Source organism: Rhodococcus sp. P3_B8, assembly GCF_056402775.1.
In genome coordinates this window covers 1-19,671 of record NZ_JBFUGT010000112.1, presented here as the reverse complement: position 1 = coordinate 19,671, position 19,671 = coordinate 1, and the positions used below count along the sequence as shown (strand labels likewise).

The following is a 19,671-nucleotide window of genomic DNA, read 5'->3' as shown; positions in this document are numbered from 1 at the left end:
GGCCAGGACATCCAGGATCATCGGGACCTGCGGCGACAGGGTGTCGGGAACCTCTTCCTCCGCCCCGCCGGTGTCCTCGGCGACCCGGTGCGCCTTGTAGGTGGGCACGGCCTCGACGCGGAACGCGGGCCGCCAGTCGAGGTCGAGGCACACCGCGAGCCGGGACGGCTGGTGCTTGGTGATCAGTGCGGCCACCATGTCGGTGAACCCGCGCACCGCGTTGACGGATCGACCGTCGGGGGAGGTGATGGAGTCGGGTAGCGCGTAGTACGCGCGAAACCACAGGCTGGCACCGTCGAGGAGAAGCAGAGGCCCTGTCATGACCCTCATCCTGCCAAACCGGTTTAGCCTGAAGCCATGAGTTCCCTCGGCGCATCGACTTCTCGCTTCCCGACCACCATCTATGCCGACCGGATCGCTCGCGCAGGCGCACTGGCCCGCGACGCCGGACTCGACGGCCTCCTCATCACCCCCGGACCCGACCTGCGGTATCTGCTGGGTTCGCGCGCGGAGTCGTTCGAACGGCTCACCTGCCTGGTGATTCCCGCGAACGGCGACACCGCGTCCGTCGTCGTGCCGCGGCTCGAACTGGCGTCGCTCACCGAGTCGGCGGCGTCCGAACTCGGGTTGACGATCCGCGACTGGGTCGACGGGGTCGACCCGTACTCGTTGGTGTCGGGACTGCTGCCGTCGCCTGCCCGGACCGCCGTCACCGATGCGATGCCTGCGCTGCACCTGATTCCGCTGTCGGAGGCGCTCGGCGCGCTGCCGGTCCTGGCCACCGGGGTGCTGCGGGAGCTGCGGATGGTCAAGGACGACGCGGAGATCGACGCGTTGCGCCGGGCCGGTCAGGCAATCGACCGGGTCCACGCCCGCATGGGGGAGTTCCTGAAGGTCGGCCGCACCGAGGCCGAGGTGGCGGCCGACATCACCGCCGCGATCCTGGCGGAGGGACACACCGAGGCGGCGTTCGTCATCGTCGGCTCGGGGCCACACGGCGCCGACCCGCACCACGAGGTGTCCGAGCGGGTCGTCGAATCGGGTGACGTCGTCGTCATCGACATCGGCGGACCCGTCGAACCCGGCTACAACTCCGACTCCACCCGCACGTACAGCATGGGTGAGCCCGATCCGGGTGTGGCCGCCAAGTTCGCGGTGCTCGAGGAGGCGCAGGCGGCGGCCGTCGACCTGGTGCGCCCCGGCGTCACCGCGGAAGCGGTCGACGCGGCCGCCCGCGACCTGCTGGCCGCGCAGGGGCTGGCGGAGGTGTTCGTGCACCGGACCGGGCACGGAATCGGGTTGTCGGTGCACGAGGAGCCGTACATCGTGTCGGGTAACGCGATCGAACTGGCCGAGGGGATGGCGTTCAGCGTGGAGCCCGGCATCTACTTCCGCGGGGAGTGGGGTGCACGGATCGAGGACATCGTCATCGTGACCGCCGACGGCTGTGAGCCGGTCAACACCCGGCCGCACGGGCTGACGGTTCTCCCCGGCTGAGCGCCGGGAGCGTGCGGGGGCGGTGCGGCGCGGGTAGTAACATCTTCCATTTGTTCACGACCGCACTCGCCGCTGCACGTCTGCGGAGAGTCGGGATCACAGATCACGCGAAGGTGTCATGGAAAGCGTCGCCCCGAAGGTAACCGTCGTCGTACCGACCTACAACGAACGCGACAACCTGCCCAAGATCGTCGAGCTTCTCGCGGCGTCGGAAATTCCGAACCTGCATGTGCTGGTCGTCGACGACAACTCGCCGGACGGCACCGGTGAGGTCGCCGACACCCTGGCGCAGAGCGGTCCGATCCCGGTCGGAGTCCTGCACCGGACCGTGAAGGACGGCCTCGGGCGGGCCTACGTCGCCGGGATGAGCAGGGCTCTGGACGAGGGCGCGGACATCGTGATCCAGATGGACGCCGACCTGTCGCACCCCACCGAGGCCATTCCGCGGATGGTGGAGACGCTGGCGACGACGGACGCGGCCGTCGTGCTCGGCTCCCGCTACGTGGCGGGCGGCGCGGTCGCCAGCGACTGGCCCTGGCATCGCAAGGCGCTGTCGGCGTGGGCGAATTTCTACGTCAACGCGATCCTGCGGCTGCGCGTCAAGGACGCCACCGCCGGGTTCAAGGCGTGGCACGCGGACACGCTGCGGGCCATCGACGTCGACGGTGTGCAGAGCAACGGGTACGMGTTCCAGGTGGAGATGAACTACCGCACGGTGCAGCGCGGCATGACCATCGCGGAGGTCCCGATCCGGTTCGAGGAGCGCACCGACGGCGTGTCCAAGATGAGCCTCGCCGTGCAGATCGAGTCCGCGCTGGTCCCGTGGAAGCTGCGATTCAGTGGTGACGCAGCGCAGCCGAGCCGAGTACGCGGCTGACGGCGATCTCCACGACCACGCGGGTCGGGTTCACCCGGGGCTGGCGGTACCTGGCGGCGTAGCGGGCGACGGCGTCGGCGACGGACTCGGGGTCGGTCAGGACCCGGGCGGGACCCTCGAGGGTCATCCAGCGCGGTCCGTCCACCTGGCTCACCGCGCCGTATCCTCCGCGTTCGGCGTTGAGGGCCTTCTGCGAGGAGCCGTTGGTGATGACCCGCGCCAGCCCGTGCTCCTGATCCCAGGTGAAGCCGACGGCGACGACGTGCGGGGTGCCGTTCTTGCGGAGCGTGGTGAGCGTCCCGAGGTGGTATTCGCCGAGGAAGGTGAGTGCCGCGTCGGTCAGGCGGATCGGGGTGGAGGGGGTGCGGTCCATGCTCCGACGGTAATCCAGGACACTGGACTGGTGAGCCTGGGATCGAAGAAGAACAGCGGCAAGCCCGGCGACGACGGGGTGGTACTCCTCCTCGGTGGTCGCAGCGAGATCGGCCTCGAGATCGCGTCCCGGCTCGCGCCCGGCCGCACGATCGTCCTCGCCGCCCGCCGCAGCACCGAACTCGCAGCCGAACGGCAGGCGCTGCTCGCCGCGGGCGCGTCCGTGGTCGACTGCGTGGAATTCGATGCCGACGACCTGGACAGCCACGAGAAGCTGCTGCGGTCCGTGGTGGACGCGCACGGCCCGCTGTCGGTGGCGGTGCTGGCGTTCGGCATTCTCGGCGATCAGGCGCGCGCCGAGCGGGACGCACGGCACGCCGTCGCCGTGGTCCACACCGACTACGTCGCGCAGGTCGCTGTGCTCACGCATCTCGCCAGCCTGCTCCGGGAACAGCGGTCGGGGCGGATCGTGGTGTTCTCGTCCGTCGCGGGTGTGCGTGTGCGCCGGGCCAACTACGTGTACGGGTCGGCGAAGGCGGGCCTGGACGGATTCGCCTCCGGTCTCGGTGACGCCCTCCACGGCAGCGGTGTCTCCCTCCTGCTCGTCCGGTCCGGTTTCGTGATCGGCCGGATGACCGAGGGGATGTCGCCGGCGCCGATGTCGAGCACACCGGCACAGGTCGCGGACGCTGTCGTGCGCGGTCTGCACCGCGGTGCGAGCCGAGTGTGGGTGCCGGGACGGTTGCGCCCGGTGTTCTTCGTCATGAGGTTGCTGCCGCAGGCGATCTGGCGCCGGATGCCGCGATGACCGACCCGATCGTCGTCGTCGGGATCGGGGCCGACGGGTGGGACGGTCTGTCGCCGTCCGCGCGCCGCGCGATCGACGACGCCGACGTGGTGATGGGCTCGGGGCGTCAACTCGCCCTGCTTCCCGATTCGCCGGCACTGCGGGTGGCCTGGCCGTCGCCGCTCGTTCCCGCGCTGCCGGGCCTGTTCGAGCAGCACCACGGCCGGCGGGTGTGCGTCCTGGCCAGCGGAGACCCGATGTTCCACGGTATCGGCGTCACCCTCGTCGACCTGCTCGGCGCGGAGCGGGTTCGGGTGATCTCGCACCCCTCGTCGGCCACCTTGGCGTGCGCCCGGCTGGGCTGGGCGGCGCACGAGACGCCCGTGGTCAGTCTCGTGAACCGGCCCGTGGGCGCGCTCCTGCCTGCACTCGGCGATCACACGCGACTGCTCGTGCTGAGCCGCGACGAGCACACCCCCGCTGCCGTGGCCGAGCTCCTGACGAAACACGGGTTCGGACCGTCGCGGCTCATGGTGCTCGGCGAACTGGGCGGACCCGACGAGTCGAGGCTCGACGGCACGGCGTCGGCCTGGCCGCACGAGCCGGGGGCCCGGCTGAACGTGATCGCGATCGACTGCCGGACCGACTCCGGCACCCGCCGGCTGACCCGGATGCCCGGACTGCCCGACGTCGCGTTCACGGGCGACGGGCAGATGACCAAACACGAGATCCGTGCCCTGACGCTGTGCGCCCTCGCCCCGGCGGCGGGGGAGTTGCTGTGGGATGTGGGAGGCGGGTCCGGCACGGTCGCGATCGAATGGATGCGTACCCACCCCCGCTGCCGGGCCGTGACTTTCGAGCGCAGCGCGGCACGCGTCGACCAGATCGAGTCGAACGCGGCCGGGCTCGGGGTGCCGTCCCTCGCCGTGTTCGGCGACGCACCCGCGGCGTTCGAGGACGTACCACCCGCGCTGTCCGCACCGGACGCGATCTTCGTCGGCGGTGGCGTCACGCAGGACGGCCTGCTCGAGGAGTGCTGGTCGCGGCTCCGGGCCGGCGGCCGGATGGTGGTCAACGCGGTGACGGCGGAATCGGAAGCGCTTCTGCTGCAGTGGTTCTCGAAATGCGGCGGGCAGCTCCGCAAGTTCCAGGTGTATCGCGGTGAGCCACTCGGCGGGTTCACCGCGTGGCGGCCGCAACTGCCGGTGGCGCAGTGGTCGGTGACGAAGCAGTCGAAAGGTGATGCGGCATGACGGTGTACTTCATCGGGGCAGGTCCCGGCGCGGCCGACCTGGTCACGGTCCGCGCGCAGCGGATCATCGCGGCGAGCCCCGTCTGCCTGTATGCGGGCAGCCTCGTCCCGCAGGAACTCCTTGCGGAATGCCCCGAGGGTGCGCGGGTGATCGACACGGCGCGGCTGAGTCTCGACGAGATCGTCGCCCTGCTGATCGAGGCGGACACGGCCGGTCAGGACGTCGCGCGCCTGCATTCGGGTGACCCGTCGATCTTCAGTGCCGTCGCCGAGCAGGTGCGCCGGCTCGAAGCCGCCGGCGTCGCGTACACCGTGGTGCCCGGAGTGCCCGCGTTCACCGCGGCGGCGGCGTCGCTGGGGCGGGAGCTGACCGTTCCCGGTGTCTCGCAGTCGATCGTGCTGACCCGCGTGTCCACGTTGTCCACCGCGATGCCGGAGGGCGAGGACCTGCGTTCCCTCGGCCGCGGCGGTGCCACAATGGTGGTGCACCTGGGTGCGCACCGGATCGATCAGATCGTCGAAGAGCTCACCGAGAACTACGGCCGCGACTGTCCCGCCGCCGTTGTCGCGTTCGCCTCGCGTCCCGACGAGATCGTGCTCCGCGGCACCCTGGCCACGATCGCCGATCAGGTGAAGGCGGCGGGCGTCACGAAGACCGCCGTGGTGATCGTCGGGAAAGTGCTTGCGGCCGAGGGGTTTCCGGACAGTTACCTGTATTCCGCCACGCGCGAGCGCACCACCCACTGAGCGTGGCGCGGATCCTGATCCTCGGCGGCACCGGGGAGGCCCGAGCGCTTGCCGCCGCACTCGCGGACGTTCCGGGTGTCGACACCGTGTCCTCCCTCGCCGGCCGGGTCCGTGATCCGCGCCTGCCCGTCGGTGACGTGCGGATCGGCGGATTCGGGGGAGCGGACGGACTCGACGAGTGGCTGCGCGCGAATCCCGTCGACGCGATCGTGGACGCCACGCACCCGTTCGCGGCGAAGATCACGAGCAACGCCGCCGAGGCCGCGCACCGTCGCGGGATACCGCACGTCGTCCTCCGGCGCCCCGAATGGTCTCCGAATCCCGGCGAACGCTGGCACCGCGCCGCCGACCTCGCCGACGCGGCCACACTGCTGCCCGACCTGGGAACGAGAGTCTTCCTCACCATCGGCAGGCAGGGTGTCGACGCGTTCGCCGGCCTGCACGCACTGTGGTTTCTCATCCGCGCGATCGATCCGCCCGATGTGGCGACGCCGCCGGAGTCGACGCTGCTCCTCGCCCGCGGGCCGTTCGCGGTGACCGACGAGATCGCGCTGATGCGCGAGCACCGCATCGACGTCCTGGTCACCAAGAACAGCGGCGGCGGTCAGACCGACGCGAAACTCGACGCCGCCCGCGCACTGAGCGTTCCGGTACTGATGATCAGCCGTCCACCGTTGCCGTCGGGAACGACAACGGTGGACGACGTCGCAGGAGCGGTCGAGTGGATCGACTCGGTCACCCGATGAGGAGGCGGGCGCGGTGACCGTCAGCAGGCCGGCGCCGGCGCGTCCTCGGACAGGGGCTTGCCCTCCGGTTCCGTGTAGAACGCGAGCAGCACCAGCGGTTCGGTTCCCAGATTCGAGCCCTCGTGGACGTGATCGCTTCCGTGGTCCTCGGTGATCGCCTGACCGGCTGTCGTCACCGCTTTCGTGCAGTCCTGCAGAGTGCGGGACAGCACGCCGGATTCGACGAACGCGTACACCGGACCGTCGTGGTAATGCCATCCCGTCGTGCCGCCGGGGGCGATCTCGATGCGCCGCAGCGTGAGATCGGTGCCCGCCGAGCTTCCGGCGACCGCCGGAACCGTCGTCTCGAACAGAACCTGCGCGGTCACCCCCGAGGACGGCGTGGCCTGGGCGGGGGAAGCGGACAGCACCGCGGCTACGGCACAGGACAAGGCGACCACACTCGATCTGAGGAGCATCGTGACGACCTCTCGGCGCGCTGGCCCTGCACACTGCGCGCAGGCATCCAGGGGGAGTGCCTTGCGGCGTGTCCAGGGTAGGGCTCCGGAGGGAGCGGCCGCGGGGATATCCGCGAACCCGATCCCGGTCACCTACCTCAGGGTGCTCTCGTCGTCGCCCTCGGCGACACTGTAAAGGCGTGCCGGTCGCGGCGATGATGTCGTGGCCGTGGGGTTGCGGAGCGGACCGACGGGACGAGCATGACGATCGAGCAGTTGCTGACCACTCACTTTCCGGACGATCCCGTGTTGGACGCGGCGTTTGCCACGGCGCTTCTGCGTCGCACCGCGCGGGAGCCGAATGCCCCTGCGCTGATCCGCATCTACAGTCCCGCGCGGACGCTGTCGTTCGGGCGGCTGGACGCTGTTCGACCGCAGTTTCCGGCCGCCGCCGCGGCGGCGCGGCGACATGGATTCACCCCCGTCGTCCGAGGGGCAGGCGGTCGGGCGGCGGCCTACCACGAGCAGACCCTCGTCGTGGAGATGTTCTGCCGCGACACGGAGGGCATGGTCGGGGCCCGGCCCCGCTTCCAGCGCATCACCCCGCGGCTCGTCGACGTGTTGAGGAAGCTGGGTGTCGACGCTCGCATCGGACCGGTGCCCGGTGAGTATTGCCCTGGTGATTGGACGGTGAACGGCGCGGGCCGCGTCAAGCTCGCAGGAACCGCGCAGCGAATAGTCGCCGGGGCGTGGCTGTTCGGCTTCGAACTGGTGGTGTCCGATTCCGACCCGGTGCGGGCGGTGCTCACCGATGTCAACGCCGCGCTCGAGCTGGAGTTCGACCCCGGCACGGCGGCGTCCCTGACCGACATGAATCCGGCCGTCACCCTCGACCAGGTCCGGGCCGCGGTCCTCGCCGAGGTCGGCGTGGTCCGCGAACTGACCGCAGACCACGACGTACTCGAGGAGGCCGCGACCCTGCGCGACGCACATGTGGCGTGAGGGTCACCGCGCCGGGCGTTGACCCGTTGTCCTAATACGGTGCCGGACAGTGAAATTCACACGTTCGGCGGGGCGCGCGCGAGCGTTCTGTTCTGGAGAACGCAGGCATCGGTACAAACTGTTGGGCCGCCGTTCTGCCGGGTTCCAGCGTTGTCGCAAAGCCGAGACCCAGCATCGCGAACGTGTTCACCGCGCTCACGATCAACTGGGGACCTTCGTGGTCCGCGAATTGTCGGCCGGCTTCGAGTACCGCTACACGGTAACCCCTCTCCACGAGAGGGAGAGCGGCTACGCTGCCGCCGAAACCTGAACCGATGATCACGACATCGAAGTCGAACGTGCTCAACCGGCACCCGCGACGGTCCGGGGGTGCTTGGTTCCGGTATGCCAAGCTAACCAATGAAATGGGCGTGGGATCGCACGCGCGATAGGGTGCAGGGCAGCCCACCTCCATGGTGCATGGACATCGTCCGCATCGMGGCGTAGTGCCGAGACGACGACGTCGGCGACTTGCTCGGGAGTCATAGTGCCGAGGAGCTTCTCAATCCTCGGAATCCGATCTTCAGCACCGGGGTTGCGGTCGAAGTAGGGGGTGTCGACCTTCGCAGGCGTTACCGAAGAAACACGAATGCCAGTGCCGCGCAGATCTTGTCGAAGAGACTCGGTGAACCCGCGGACGGCATAACGAGCTGACGCATAACCGACTGCCCCGGGCCAGGGAACCGTGGCAGCTGGAGTATTTATCTGCAGGATGTTACCGGAGCCCCGGGCTATCATCGGTGTCACGAATGCACGGCTGACAAAGAATGCGGCAAAGTATGGCGCAGCCATCATCTGGACTGCGTCCTCCGGATCGGTTTCGTCGAGGAACAGGAACCGGCCGGCACCAGCATTGTTGACGATGATGTCCGGAACACCGATATCCCCGAGCACCTGGTCGGCCAAGTCTCTGACCTCCGAGTACGACGTAAGGTCAGCGGGAAAATCGTGCGCTTGGCCGCCTCGAGATCGGATCAACTCGGCCGTTTTTGTCAGTGGCCCGGGTGTTCGGGCGACGAGGATCACTTCTGCGCCGGCAGCGGCGAGGGCCGCGGCGGTAGCAGCACCGATACCTGATGACGCTCCCGTCACTACAGCTAGTTTCCCGGTCAATTTCATTGTGATGGTTCGTTTCTGATTGAGGGTCAATGGATGATCAGCTGTCGTAGCTGATGGAGATCGCGGAACTGGTTGGGCGAGATTGGCAGGTAAGAACTGACCCGCGTGCAACGTCATCCTCGCCGAGTGCATAGTTCTGCTCCATGTGAACTGGCCCGCGTGGGAGGATCGCCTTGCAGGTCGAGCAGGCGTCGCCGGTGCGGGAGTGCGGGGCGCCTGAGTTGTCAAGCCCATTGCTGCTGCTTCGTTTTCCGGTGAGACCGGTCGGGCCAGCCCCATACCTCGCTCGGGCTGTTCCGGAAGGGTCATTTCCACTCCGGGGAGGGGCCAGGTGGGCTTTAGAGCAGGGTGACTGTGTCGGAGGTCTTGATTGGTGCTCCTTCTGGACCGGCGGTATGGGTCGAGATCCAGATTGGGTGGTGGCGTTGTTCGCTGGGATTCCATTGCTTCTTCCAGTGACCTCGCACTGTCCAACGATGCGAGTAAGTACGTGTTGGTGTCTCGTCTTGGGTGGCCCGCACTGAGGACCGGGACCGGGAGGACGAGTACGTGACCTGTGAGGGCTTCCTGCACCGCCGGGTGGTCGCAGACTTCGTGGCAGTCACTGTTGTGGACTCGGTCTGGGTCGTTCGCTGCCGGAGCATGTGAGTGAAGGAGACGAAGACCTCGAGAATCTGCGCGGATGTCCATCCGCGGTAGTTTGTGAGGGCTTGCTGCGGGACATCCGAATCCCCGGCGCGGGTGAAGTCGTCGATCGAGTGCAGGCTCGGTGGAGTGTCGCTTTCGGGCGGGCTGAGTTCGGCTTCCGCGGTCGGGATCGGCAGGTAGTCGTGGTTGCCGAATCGGTATGCCGAACCTGCGCGGAGCTCACCTTCGTCGCCGAGGAATTCTTCTACTCCGGCTGCCGATACGAGCTGGACCGAGAGATGCGTGTCATACAGGATATTCCAGAGAAGGACGAGTCCGCCTTCGGGTCGGGCGAGATACGCCACTCCGGAAGGTGACGGCAGGTCATCGGGTGTCACGCTCACTTCGGCAGAAGTCTTGCTACCGGCGCGGATGAGCGCTGTCATTTCCTCGGAGGCGTAGTACGCGTGCCGGTCGGCAGTAGCCCCGCTCGTGCACCGATACGCGCTGYACATTCCAAGCACCGAGTGCTCTTCAATGACACCGATGGCGGACCCTTCAGGTCCGAAGCAGAAGTAGCGCTCGGCATTGACCAGCAGTGATTCAGCTGATTGACCGTGAAATTTGCACCACCACGCAAGAGTGGTGCCGATCGTTCGCGAAGCGCGGAACTCTTCGAGGTCAGGCACCACCCAGGCAAATGGCTCGCGGTGTTCGACGACAGGTGTGGCAGCTTCGTCTAGAGCGTCCAGCAGCAGAGGCATCTGTGCCGGTTTCAGGTCGGCCAAAGCCTCTTGTGCCCGTCGACGGATCGGCAGGCCATGTCGGAAATGCTCACCCGTCACGAACGGCCGATTGAAGTCCTGTTCGGTCCTCTTTCGATTTGTCGCATTATCCATCGTTCCACCCTCATCTAAGTCACTGTCCGAACCGGATCCACCGGCGGTCACTCCCGCGCTCTCGCGCGGACCCCGCGTTGTGCTACCCATTCCGCATCACTGTCGAGTCGCGCGAGTCGCACTATGAGTGGGCGGACGATCAAGTGCGGCATGGGGATAAATGATTTGACGTCCTGCCTGCGAACCTTAGGCATGCGAGTTGTTCCTTTGGTGTTGCTTGGTGGGGATCGGGACGAGCCGAATCGGGTTGGCCAGATCGAAATCGGTGCGTTCGGATCTGGCGCAGCCGACCAAGCGCTTACCGAGGCAGCCGCCAGAATCTTTCAACACCGCCCACTGGCGACCTGGCGATCGCCGATGCCGATCGAGGCGCCGGCGACGCGTGCGACCTTTGGCGGTGTTCGCGCATGTGTGGGCTCAGCTGTCGTAGTCGACTGCGACCGTTGGGGTGGTGGGATGGGACTGACAGGTCAGTATGAAGCCGGCCTCGGTTTCGGCGGTCTGAAGTGCAAAATTTTGCTCCATCGAGACTGCCCCTGTGGTGACTCGGGCTTTGCAAGTGCCGCACGCGCCGCCAAGGCAGGCATAGGGGGCGTCGATGTCGTTTTTCAGCGCGGATTCGAGGACCGTCTCACCGGGGGCGAGTTGCACGATGTGATTCGCGCCGGACAGTGTGATGGTCACTTCGGAGGCGGGAAAGGCCTCGACGTGGGTGGGTCGCTTCGTGCCGCGGAACAGTTCGAGGTGGATCCGCTCGGTCGGCACTTTTTCGGTTGCGAGGTCATCGCGGATTGTGGTGGTGAGTTCGCTCGGGCCGCACAGGTACCACCGGTCGATCGACGTGAGGTCGGTGGCGAGCAGGCGTTGAACCATCGCCAGGTCGATACGGCTGCGAAGCGATGCGGGGTGGTGTGCCTCGGCGGAGCGGATGTGGAAGACGCTCAGCCGGTCGGCATATCGGGATTCGAGCTCATCAAGTTCGGCGGCGAACATGGTCGACTCTGCGGTTCTGTTGCCGTATAAGAGGGTGAATCGGCTCTCGGTCTCGATCTCCATCGTGGTGCGCACGATCGACAGGATGGGTGTGATGCCGCTCCCGGCGGCTACCGCGACATGGTGGTGCCGAGCGAGTGGATCGAGGGGTGCGCCGAAGCTACCCGTAGGCGTCATCAGCTCCAGGAGGTCACCGGCTCGCAGCGTTTCGACCGCGAACGGTGAGAACATTCCGCCGGTGATGTGGCGTACTCCGATCGCGAGTTCTCCCGATGTCGCCGAGGTGCAGATCGAGTAGTTTCGTCGCACCTCCTTCCCGCCGACGCGGTGTTGAACGGTCAGGTGTTGGCCGGCCTGGAAGGCGAACTGGTCGCTGAGGTGATCGGGAACGTCGAAAGTGACTTTGACGCTGTCTGGGGTCAGGCGCTCGACGCTTTTGACAGGGATCGGGTGGGTGCTGGCATGGCGTGCCGCGGAGGAACGCGGCATTCGGACGGGGAGCAGTGCGGCGAGGGCGCCGTTGAGGCGTTTCCACTCCTGGTACTGGGTGGCGTCGAGATGTTGGCCAAAGACGGTGCTTATTGCCGGGTCGCGCTCGAGGTAGGCGGCCTCATTGCGTCGCCACGCCGCGACGTAGCGGTAGAAGGGGATGGAGGGGTGTAAGTGGTGGACCAGGTGATAGTTCTGCGACAAGAGCAGGGGAGTCAGGATCCACTCCGAGCCGACCCGGTTGCGGGTCGCGCGATAGCGGTTCTCGCGTTGTGTGTCTTCGAGGTCGTGGTGGGGTAGCCAGTCGAACCACCACGCGAGCACGAACATCGCCACCCGTTCGGGAATCAGGTAGATCAGCGCGAGCGTCCACAGATGTCCGGCGAAGGCGGCCGACGCGATGACCGTCACCGACAGGGTCATCAAGGCCGCCGTTTCCAGGACCTCGGCGCGCGGGCGGCGACGCAGGTTGCGCACCAAGAAACTGATGTAGGGCAGGTCCATAGCCGGAAACCGGATGGGCAGCTGCCACCAGGGTGAGGCGCTGACGAAGTGATCGGGATCGGACTCACCGTCATTGGTGTTGCGGTGGTGCTCGATATGGATGAACGCGAAAGACCTGAATGAGATCAGAGGCGAGACGAAGAACATTGCCAACCGACCGAAGGCGACGTTGACCCAGCGATGTGAGCTGATCGAGTAATGCGAGGCGTCGTGCAGCACGGTGAACAGGACGAAGATTGCTGCGGAGCTCGCGGCGATGGTGGCGATCGCAGGCAACGTGTCGGTGAGCGCGGCCCAGGTCGAGAGGCCGAAGAGCGTAAGCGCAAATGTGCCGATACCGACAATCGGCCAGGACAGCGCAGGAACCTGCTCGCCCGGATCAGGCAAGGCGTGCTGCGAGGCCGCTACTGGGGGTTGGGGTGCTCGAGTCGTAGTCGGCATCGGACTCCTCCTTCGCGCTTCGGGATGAGATGCCAACCTACTAACGGCCGGTGTCGGTCGACAAGGCCTTCCCAGCCCTCTCCAGTGTGCTGTCAGCACATTCTGCGTGTTCGGTGTCCGTCTAGTAACGCTCTGACCCGCGCAACACTGAGGCCCCCAGCACATTGCAGACGATCAGCGCTGCGTGTAGTTCGGCGATGTTGATCGTTGCCGGCCGGCTCCAACGCCTCCATATCGGTGCTGCAGCGCCGACCAAACCGCTACAGCTGACCGGTCCTGCTACGGGTGCGTCGCGCCAAGGAGCGCAGTCACGACAGGAGCGGGGTCGTCGTCAGGACGAGGTCGCCGATGCGCTTGCCGCCTCGGGTGCCCTGGACGAGGTGCTCGCCAAGATCGATGTCGGCGAAGTGTTGCCCGGTGATTCGGGCGATCGCTGATGAAAGTCGCTCTCGAACGCGGTCTGAACGCGGAGATCATCTCCTACTCGGCGAGCTGCCGACGCAGCCGGGTCAGCTCGTCACGCTCAGCGGCCGTCAGCGGTTCCTTGCCGTCTCGCTGCGCGGCATCGAGCGCGGTAGCAGGAGCCGTTGTCGGTGACGATCCGATTGATGTTGGCCGACGGAAGTGTGCAGCGAAGAACACCCGGGCTCGATGCATGAATCCGATTGCAGTCAAGGCTTTCTCATCGGTCAGGGCCTCGGTGTATGCGAGCGGAAGAACCCGTCGACGGCGGAGTGCAGGTACCCGTAGCCGGCGCGGGCTCCGGCAGCCTCGGCGCGTTCGACGGCTTCGCCTGGTCAGAGCGCTTGCCGTGGGCATGCCAGCCACCGCCTTCCGGTATCCGCCCGACCTTCGTCACATCCACGTGCACCATAAGCGCGTGGGTGGTACTTCTCGTCCTGCCGTCGGAGTCCTGTCCCCTTCGCTCAGCCCATGCCCCGCCCGACGTCTACAACGTCATGACTCGCAACAACTAGTGTGCAGATATGGAGGCGCTGGAGCCGGCTCACGCTGCGGAGGCTGGAAGGGGTATCGCTGCGTATTTGCTGGCGAATGTGTCCAGCCTGGCTGACGACATGCTGCGGTACTTAGTCGAACGGATACCGGAGGTCGGTGGGGATGCTGAGCTTCGCGGTCTGACTTTGGGATCGTGCTCGTCGAATCTCGAGGCGGTACTTTCGATGGTTCGTCATGGGATCGATGCAGCGGCTGCGGAGGCGCCGGTAACGGCGCTCGAACACGCGCGGGCAATGGCATCACGAGGGCACAGCGTCGATGTGATGCTGCGGTTCTATCGGTTGGGCCACGAGTACTTCACCGAGAAGCTTTCCGAATCGCTGACTGACTGGATCGAGGACCCCGCGGTCGCGTTGAGGACGTTTGTCGATCTCGAGCGTTTCGGATTTCGATACATCGACCGCATCTCCAGTCTGGTGGCTGCCGAGTACGTCGCTGAGCTCGACCGACGCCAGACCCAGGCACGAGCCGAGCGCGACGACGTCGTGCGGGCACTGCTCGCTGGGGAACGCGTCGACATCGCTCGCGCTGAACGTGTGCTCAGCCACCGGCTCACCGGTCGGCAGATCGGTTTCGTGTGCTGGGTCGACGACCGCGGCGTCGACCTCGAGGGATTCGCTCGGCGGGTTGGTCGGTTTCTCGGGGCGGGTCACTCACTCGTTGTGGCGGACGGCCCACTCGCGGTGTGGGGATGGGCCTCGATCACGGGGGACGTGAGGACTTCGCTCACGGGCATGGCGAATGAGTTTCCCGGCGAACGCGACAACGTTCACATCGCGGTGGGCTCACCCCATCCGGGGGCGGCTGGCTTCCGCACCTCCCATCTCGAGGCCCTACGCGCACGCCGAATCATCGAACTGTCCGGGCGCGCGGCGCCATCGATCACCCAGTTCAGCGATGTTGCGTTGGTGGACGCCATCTCGCGCGACCTGGATGCGGCGCGGGCCTTCGTCGCCGCTCAGCTCGGCGCTCTCGCACGGGACGACGCGAAAGAGCGCGGCGAGCGCGCCGCGCTCTTGGCTGTGCTCGACGCGCAAGGGAGCCTGGCGACCGCAGCGAGCACCTTGGGAATCCACCGGAACACGGTCCTGCACAGGGTGCGTCGTGCCGAAGAGCGCAGGGGCCGGCCGGCAACGATCAACATCGCCGAACTGCACGCCGCCCTACTCGTCTGCGACGTGCTGGGGGCCTCAGTGTTGCCCGATTCATCTCGTCACTGACCGGAGCCAACGCGCGCTGGATGAGCTGACAGCACACCGGAGAGGGCTGGAAGGGCCTTGTTGGCCGACACCGCCCGTTAGTAGGTTGGCATCTCATCCAGAAAGCACGGCCGAGGAGTCCGACCCGCGACTGCCTGTGCCACACCCTGGCTCCGATGACCATCGGCCTACCCTGGGTCGGGCGAGGACACACTGGGGGAGTTGCGCTTCCACATGGGGTAGTCGCGCCCCGCGGGCTCTTGGAACGGTCGTCGCGGGCTGACCGGGTGCCGGGCGTCTTGGGCCATGCGGCTCACCGTCGCTTCCGATGTGCGGCGCCGGGACTGGGGTTGGTCGTCGGCATATCACCGCTGTGGTGCGTTATTTGCTCTCGGACGGGGATCGGATCAGTCCTTGGTTGTTATGGGGGTCGGCTACCGTGGGGGTTTGTGGCAGCAGGTATTCCGGGGCCGTCGGACAAGATGACGCCGAGCCCCGAGGTTGGGCTCGACTTCGCTCGGGAGTGGGTGGAGTTCCTCGATCCCGACGACGCCGAGCATCTCATCGCCGCGGACATGACGTGGCTGCTCTCGCACTGGACCTGCGTGTTCGGCACCCCGGCCTGCCAGGGCATCATCGCGGGTCGACCCGACGACGGTTGCTGCTCGCATGGCGCGTTCTTCTCGGACGAGGAGGATGTCGAGAGGTTGCACGAGTCGGTGAAGCTGCTCAGACCCGAGGRCTGGCAGTTCATGAAGCAGGGTCTCGGGAAGAAGGGGTACATCGAGGAGGACGAGCTCGACGAYGAGCCGGCGCTGCGGACCCGCCGATACAAGGGTGCATGCATCTTCCTCAACCGTCCCGGCTTCGAGGGTGGCATCGGGTGCGCGCTGCACTCGATGGCRCTCGAGCGTGGCATCGAGCCGCTCGAGGTCAAACCCGACGTGTGCTGGCAGCTGCCGATCCGGCGCACCCAGGAATGGGTGGAGCGACCCGACGGCGAGCAGGTCCTGAAGACGACGATCACCGAGTACGACCGGCGCGGGTGGGGTGAGGGCGGCGCGGACCTGGACTGGTACTGCTCCGGCTCGCCGGACGCGCACGTCGGCGCGAAGGCGGTGTGGCAGTCGTATGCGCCGGAGCTGACCGAGTTGCTCGGTGAGGCCGCGTATCGGGAGCTGGCTCGGCTCTGCAAGCGACGCCAAGGCCTCGGCCTGGTCGCTGTGCACCCGGCGACCGCGGTCGCCGGGAAGAAGTCTCGGTAGCGGAGTGGCGGTCCCTGAACGTCGACCCCGGTGACAGCGTTATGGGTGTCTACGGCGCTCGAGGCGGTACTGAGGTAACGAGCTGGTGCTCGTCGAGCGGTGTGAGCCACCGTTGGCGGAGACGCGAGCACCGGAGTCCGGGTCGGTTCGTCGTCGATCGCTAGGCCTGGCGGCGTCGAGCATGAGGTTTCGTCGGCGAGGTGCTTATGATCCGGGCGTGTAGCCGACCGGAAGGCGAAGACCGATGCCCGAGGAGAAGGATCACAGTCCGAGACCCGAACCTGGTCCGCTCGGCGCGGGCGCGCGGGTGCTGGTGCGCCGGCCGTCCGAATCGGCGCAGACCGGTCGGATCGTCGAGGACTACGCCGAGCTGACCGACACCGAGGAGCGTGGGCACGCCTGGGCTCCGGTGCATCGGTGGGCTGTCGCTCTCGACGACGGGCGGCTGGTCTTCGCCGACACCGACGACCTCACTGCCGACCCGAGCACGCCAGGATCCGCCGGGTAGACCGACCCTGGGCGGTGGAAAAACCACTCAGGGGCCGCGCCCCCCGAGGGGTGACCACAGCTGCAGCTGTTTCGTGACTGACACCGTCGGCCGGAAGTCGCGGGCCGAGAGCATCTGTGGCTGCCAGTGGCGGCGTGGGTTGTCTTGGGGGACAGCCAAGCGCGCCCCGCCAACGATGAGTATCAGCTGATGGCCTACAAGGACGAATACGAGGTCGCCCGCATGCTCACCGGCCCCGCCTTCCTCGAGGCCGTGCGAGCCGAGGTGCCTGGCGGCGGCAACCTCACTTACAAGCTGCATCCCCCGGTCCTCAAGGCGTTGGGCCGGAAGAAGAAGATCGGTCTCGGCCCCCGCAGCCGCGCTGCACTCCGTGTGCTGGCGAAGGGTAAGCGGCTGCGGGGCACGCGGTGGGATCCGTTCGGATACGCCCGGGTGCGGGGGCTCGAACGACGCCTCGTCGCCCAGTACGAGCAGATGGTGCTGGGATTGGCGCGTGCGCTGGATGCGAGCACGTACGAGGCGGCGGTCGCCGCCGCGGAGGCCGCGGATCTGGTGCGCGGCTACGAGGACGTCAAACTCCGTAATGTCGACAACTACCTTCCGCGGTGCTGAGAGTCGGCCGCGGGTCAGCGGTCGAACACGCTGACCGGTCGTTGCCGCAGCTTGCCTATCAGGTCGGCGATCGAGTCACTCGACCGCAACTGAGCGAGCAGTTCGTGCTCGATCCGGTCGGCTTCCACGCAGATCTCCACCACGTCGAACAAGCGGTCGGCCGGGATGACGGCGACCCCGTCGTCATCGGCGACGATGATGTCGCCCGGGTGGATCAGGCGTCCGGCCAGCCGGACCGGTTCGCCGATCGATTCGGTGGCGTAGCGGAACCGGGCGGCCTGCGGGGCCCGGGCCATCGACCAGACCGGCAGGCCGCTGTCGACGATGGATACCGAATCACGCACCGCGCCACCGACAATGCACCCGGCGAGTCCGGCCAGCAGCGCCCATTGTGCCGACAGCGCACCCACGACCGCGGTGTCGGCGGGGGCGGGGCAGTCGAACACTGCCACGTCACCGGGGCGGGCGCTGCTGTAGAGGTCTCGGTCGCCGAGGCGGGTACCGAGTCCGTCCGCCCTGTTGTAGGCGACGTCGCCGGTCAGTTGCCGGTACCGCAACGTCACCGCTGGCCCGCAGATCCGCTGCCCTCGGCGCAGGGGTGCGAGGGTACCGGCACCGATCGCGGCACCGACACCCAGCTGGTCGAGTGCGTCGGCGACCGCGCAGGAGACATCGGAAACCTGCGACAGGGACGTCAACAGCGCGGCACGATCGCGCTGGACGGCCGTGACAGGCGCCTGGCGGTGGAGGGCCGGCGAGACCGGAGAGGCTTGCTGGGACATCGAGTTCTCCATTYTTCAAAATAGGGGGGGCGGTGTAGGAATCTGCCCCCGGTGGGCTAGTGGTAGTTGACTGGAATCAAAGTTTGAGCAATCGGTCCGGTCCGGTTCTGTCTGAGCGTTGTAGCGGGCACAATGGGGCGGTGCAGTTGACCACTCCCTTGGACAAGTTGGATCTCGATCTGTTGAAGCTGATCGTCGAGGAACCCAAGGCCGGGGTGCGTGAGTACGCCCGCCGCCTCAACGTCGCGCGCGGCACTGTGCAGTCGCGGCTCGACAAGTTCTCCCGCGAGGGGGTGATCACCAGTTACCGCCCGCAGATGCAACCGACCGCGCTCGGGTACTCCATCCTGGCGTTCGTGCACCTGGACATCGCGCAGTCGATGATGGACGCCACCTGTCAGCATCTGGCCACCATCCCTGAGGTGCTCGAGGTCAATTCCGTTGCCGGAAAGGGCGATCTGCTGTGCCGGGTGGTGGCCAAGGATCACGAAGACTTCGAGCGGGTGCTGCAGGAGATGATCGCCACCGAGGGGGTCCTGCGTACCCAGTCGGAACTGGTACTCAGCCGCCGTATCGCCCCGCGGATCGTGCCGTTGCTGGAAAAGAAGCGGACCGAGACGCCCTGAGGGTCTCGGCCCGTCCAACACTGTGGTCAACGAATCGCTGTGGTCAGCGAAGCAGGGTGGTCGCCGGCAGTGCGGGGCGCCGCTGAAGCTCGAAGTCGCTGATCGTGGCGGCGTGAGTGAGGGTCAGGTCGATGTGATCGAGTCCCTCGAGCAACCGCCACCGGGTGTTGTCGTCGAGTTCAAACGCCGCGGTGATCTCACCCGCCCGCACCCGCCGTTCGACGAGGTCGATGGTGACCTGGTGGCCCTGGTCGGCCTCGAGCAGCAACCAGAGTTGCTCGATGATCTCGGTCGGCAACACCACGGTGAGTAGGCCGTTGGTGAGGGCGTTGCCGCGGAAGATGTCCCCGAACCGGGGCGCGATCACAGCCCGGAATCCGTAGTTCTGCAACGCCCATACCGCGTATTCCCGCGACGATCCGGTGCCGAAGTCCCGGCCGGCGATCAGGATGGTCGATCCGGCGTACGCGGGGTCGTTGAGGACGAAGTCGGGCTCTTCGCGCCAGTCGTGGAAGAGCTTGTCGGAGAACCCGGTCCGGGAGCTGTGGGTGAGGAAGCGGACGGGGATGATCTGGTCGGTGTCGACGTCGGTGCGCCGCAGGGGTGCGGCGACGCCGGTGTGCACGGTGAACGGTTGCACGATGTTCCTCGATTCGAAAACAGTGGGGGAGTCAGTTCAGGTCGGCGGGTGCGGCCAGGTGGCCGGCCACCGCGGTCGCGGCGGCAACCGCTGGCGAGACGATGTGGGTGCGCGCGCCCTTGCCCTGGCGGCCCTCGAAGTTGCGGTTGTTCGTCGATGCGGCCCGTGGACCGGGTGTGCGGCGGTCCTCGTTC

Annotated in this window: 21 protein-coding genes and 4 pseudogenes; 13 read left to right on the top strand and 12 right to left on the bottom strand. The window is 66.9% G+C overall.

Annotation, left to right across the window (positions count from 1 at the left end):
- A pseudogene (locus tag AC1D1G_RS26425) lies at nt 1-321 on the bottom strand (flap endonuclease); the annotation flags it as partial.
- 36 nt (nt 322-357) lie between these two features.
- On the opposite strand from AC1D1G_RS26425, the gene AC1D1G_RS26420 reads away from it, so the two are divergent.
- Both AC1D1G_RS26420 and AC1D1G_RS26415 read left to right on the top strand, forming a co-directional pair.
- Nucleotides 358-1,497, top strand: a complete 1,140-nt coding sequence (locus tag AC1D1G_RS26420; RefSeq protein WP_283335133.1) for a M24 family metallopeptidase — start codon at nt 358-360, stop codon at nt 1,495-1,497.
- Nucleotides 1,498-1,615: 118 nt separating this feature from the next.
- A complete protein-coding gene (locus tag AC1D1G_RS26415) occupies nt 1,616-2,374 on the top strand; it encodes a polyprenol monophosphomannose synthase (protein WP_477954303.1) in 759 nt (252 codons plus the stop codon).
- Here the strand turns inward: AC1D1G_RS26415 and AC1D1G_RS26410 are convergent.
- Complete coding sequence (locus AC1D1G_RS26410) at nt 2,334-2,747, bottom strand: TIGR03618 family F420-dependent PPOX class oxidoreductase (RefSeq protein ID WP_005242958.1); 414 nt, start codon at nt 2,745-2,747, stop codon at nt 2,334-2,336. The genes AC1D1G_RS26415 and AC1D1G_RS26410 overlap by 41 nt on opposite strands.
- Before the next feature lie 30 nt (nt 2,748-2,777).
- Between AC1D1G_RS26410 and AC1D1G_RS26405 the strand changes: the two genes are divergently transcribed.
- From AC1D1G_RS26405 to AC1D1G_RS26390, 4 genes are read left to right on the top strand one after another with little or no spacing between them, the layout of a single operon-like run.
- On the top strand, nt 2,778-3,554 hold the full coding sequence (locus tag AC1D1G_RS26405) for an SDR family NAD(P)-dependent oxidoreductase (protein WP_283335132.1): 777 nt from the start codon (nt 2,778-2,780) through the stop codon (nt 3,552-3,554).
- A complete protein-coding gene (gene cbiE / locus AC1D1G_RS26400; protein WP_477954301.1) occupies nt 3,551-4,786 on the top strand; it encodes a precorrin-6y C5,15-methyltransferase (decarboxylating) subunit CbiE in 1,236 nt (411 codons plus the stop codon). Before AC1D1G_RS26405 ends, cbiE begins: the two co-directional genes overlap by 4 nt.
- Complete coding sequence (gene cobM, locus AC1D1G_RS26395) at nt 4,783-5,532, top strand: precorrin-4 C(11)-methyltransferase (RefSeq protein WP_477954300.1); 750 nt, start codon at nt 4,783-4,785, stop codon at nt 5,530-5,532. Before cbiE ends, cobM begins: the two co-directional genes overlap by 4 nt.
- A 2-nt stretch (nt 5,533-5,534) precedes the next feature.
- Nucleotides 5,535-6,278 carry a cobalt-precorrin-6A reductase gene (locus tag AC1D1G_RS26390; protein WP_477954298.1) on the top strand — a complete coding sequence of 248 codons (744 nt, stop codon included), beginning with the start codon at nt 5,535-5,537 and terminating at the stop codon, nt 6,276-6,278.
- A 20-nt stretch (nt 6,279-6,298) separates the two neighbouring features.
- Here AC1D1G_RS26390 and AC1D1G_RS26385 read toward each other — a convergent pair whose 3' ends face one another.
- Nucleotides 6,299-6,736 carry a cupin domain-containing protein gene (locus AC1D1G_RS26385; RefSeq protein ID WP_283335128.1) on the bottom strand — a complete coding sequence of 146 codons (438 nt, stop codon included), beginning with the start codon at nt 6,734-6,736 and terminating at the stop codon, nt 6,299-6,301.
- A 240-nt stretch (nt 6,737-6,976) separates the two neighbouring features.
- Between AC1D1G_RS26385 and AC1D1G_RS26380 the strand changes: the two genes are divergently transcribed.
- Nucleotides 6,977-7,717, top strand: coding sequence for a lipoate--protein ligase family protein (locus AC1D1G_RS26380; protein WP_477954297.1), 741 nt, complete (start codon nt 6,977-6,979; stop codon nt 7,715-7,717).
- A gap of 205 nt (nt 7,718-7,922) precedes the next feature.
- Here the strand turns inward: AC1D1G_RS26380 and AC1D1G_RS26375 are convergent.
- The 5 genes and pseudogenes from AC1D1G_RS26375 to AC1D1G_RS26355 all read right to left on the bottom strand — a co-directional run.
- Nucleotides 7,923-8,171: pseudogene (locus tag AC1D1G_RS26375) on the bottom strand (FAD-dependent oxidoreductase); the annotation flags it as partial.
- Complete coding sequence (locus tag AC1D1G_RS26370) at nt 8,060-8,905, bottom strand: SDR family NAD(P)-dependent oxidoreductase (RefSeq protein ID WP_477954295.1); 846 nt, start codon at nt 8,903-8,905, stop codon at nt 8,060-8,062. The gene AC1D1G_RS26370 and the pseudogene AC1D1G_RS26375, both read right to left, overlap by 112 nt.
- A gap of 7 nt (nt 8,906-8,912) precedes the next feature.
- Complete coding sequence (locus AC1D1G_RS26365) at nt 8,913-9,206, bottom strand: 2Fe-2S iron-sulfur cluster-binding protein (RefSeq protein ID WP_477954308.1); 294 nt, start codon at nt 9,204-9,206, stop codon at nt 8,913-8,915.
- A gap of 7 nt (nt 9,207-9,213) precedes the next feature.
- On the bottom strand, nt 9,214-10,401 hold the full coding sequence (locus AC1D1G_RS26360; protein ID WP_477954294.1) for a hypothetical protein: 1,188 nt from the start codon (nt 10,399-10,401) through the stop codon (nt 9,214-9,216).
- Between the two features lie 417 nt (nt 10,402-10,818).
- Entirely contained in the window at nt 10,819-12,828 is a 2,010-nt protein-coding gene (locus AC1D1G_RS26355) for a fatty acid desaturase (protein WP_477954307.1), read from the bottom strand.
- Nucleotides 12,829-13,025: 197 nt separating this feature from the next.
- Between AC1D1G_RS26355 and AC1D1G_RS26350 the strand changes: the two genes are divergently transcribed.
- A complete protein-coding gene (locus AC1D1G_RS26350) occupies nt 13,026-13,265 on the top strand; it encodes a hypothetical protein (protein WP_477954292.1) in 240 nt (79 codons plus the stop codon).
- 128 nt (nt 13,266-13,393) lie between these two features.
- Here the strand turns inward: AC1D1G_RS26350 and AC1D1G_RS26345 are convergent.
- A pseudogene (locus AC1D1G_RS26345) lies at nt 13,394-13,702 on the bottom strand (IS481 family transposase); the annotation flags it as partial.
- A gap of 112 nt (nt 13,703-13,814) precedes the next feature.
- Between AC1D1G_RS26345 and AC1D1G_RS26340 the strand changes: the two are divergent.
- From AC1D1G_RS26340 to AC1D1G_RS26325, 4 genes and pseudogenes are all read left to right on the top strand, one after another.
- Entirely contained in the window at nt 13,815-15,065 is a 1,251-nt protein-coding gene (locus AC1D1G_RS26340; RefSeq protein ID WP_283351828.1) for a PucR family transcriptional regulator, read from the top strand.
- 461 nt (nt 15,066-15,526) lie between these two features.
- Nucleotides 15,527-16,309 carry a DUF3109 family protein gene (locus AC1D1G_RS26335; RefSeq protein WP_477954306.1) on the top strand — a complete coding sequence of 261 codons (783 nt, stop codon included), beginning with the start codon at nt 15,527-15,529 and terminating at the stop codon, nt 16,307-16,309.
- A gap of 244 nt (nt 16,310-16,553) precedes the next feature.
- Nucleotides 16,554-16,817: a hypothetical protein gene (locus AC1D1G_RS26330; RefSeq protein ID WP_477954290.1), complete on the top strand. Its 264-nt coding sequence runs from the start codon at nt 16,554-16,556 to the stop codon at nt 16,815-16,817.
- Between the two features lie 180 nt (nt 16,818-16,997).
- Nucleotides 16,998-17,429 (top strand): annotated as a pseudogene (locus tag AC1D1G_RS26325) (DUF6537 domain-containing protein); the annotation flags it as partial.
- Nucleotides 17,430-17,443: 14 nt separating this feature from the next.
- Here the strand turns inward: AC1D1G_RS26325 and AC1D1G_RS26320 are convergent.
- The gene (locus AC1D1G_RS26320) at nt 17,444-18,211 is read right to left on the bottom strand and encodes an RraA family protein (protein ID WP_477954288.1); all 768 of its coding nucleotides are present in this window, start codon (nt 18,209-18,211) and stop codon (nt 17,444-17,446) included.
- A 140-nt stretch (nt 18,212-18,351) separates the two neighbouring features.
- Here AC1D1G_RS26320 and AC1D1G_RS26315 point away from each other — a divergent pair, with 140 nt between their 5' ends.
- Nucleotides 18,352-18,837: an Lrp/AsnC family transcriptional regulator gene (locus tag AC1D1G_RS26315; protein WP_283331832.1), complete on the top strand. Its 486-nt coding sequence runs from the start codon at nt 18,352-18,354 to the stop codon at nt 18,835-18,837.
- A 43-nt stretch (nt 18,838-18,880) separates the two neighbouring features.
- Here the strand turns inward: AC1D1G_RS26315 and leuD are convergent, their stop codons facing one another.
- Both leuD and AC1D1G_RS26305 read right to left on the bottom strand, forming a co-directional pair.
- Entirely contained in the window at nt 18,881-19,477 is a 597-nt protein-coding gene (leuD, locus tag AC1D1G_RS26310) for a 3-isopropylmalate dehydratase small subunit (protein ID WP_477954287.1), read from the bottom strand.
- Between the two features lie 31 nt (nt 19,478-19,508).
- Nucleotides 19,509-19,671: aconitase family protein (locus AC1D1G_RS26305; RefSeq protein ID WP_477954305.1), on the bottom strand; the 163-nt coding region annotated here is incomplete at its 5' end.